We start from the raw sequence: 292 nt of genomic DNA on the forward strand, positions 1-292 counted from the left end.
CTTTGAACCAGGGTATTCCCCTCTTTCCAAGAGCAGGACATGCGCTCCCCCCTTTGCTAAATCATGTGCACACGAAGTCCCTGCCGGTCCAACCCCAACAACAATAGCATCAAACTTCTCAGACATGGCTAACCCCCTCTTTTGACATTACCTCTTGAAATCTATCTATTAAAAGTGGAACAATTTCAAATGCATCCCCAACGAGTCCGTAGTGACATGATTCGAAAATGGGTGCCTGCGGATCTTTATTAATCGCGATAATAAGGCTTGAATTCTTCATCCCTACAATATG

Annotated in this window: 1 protein-coding gene and 1 pseudogene; both read right to left on the minus strand. The window is 44.5% G+C overall.

Annotated elements, in window-relative coordinates:
* On the minus strand, window positions 1-126 hold a 126-nt coding region (locus PZE06_RS28615), incomplete at its 3' end, for an FAD-dependent oxidoreductase (protein WP_275792485.1).
* Window positions 119-292: pseudogene (locus PZE06_RS28620) on the minus strand (electron transfer flavoprotein subunit alpha); the annotation flags it as partial. The gene PZE06_RS28615 and the pseudogene PZE06_RS28620, both read right to left, overlap by 8 nt.

The sequence above is a fragment of the Robertmurraya sp. DFI.2.37 genome (assembly GCF_029211245.1).
Classification (GTDB): domain Bacteria; phylum Bacillota; class Bacilli; order Bacillales; family Cytobacillaceae; genus Robertmurraya; species Robertmurraya methanolica_A.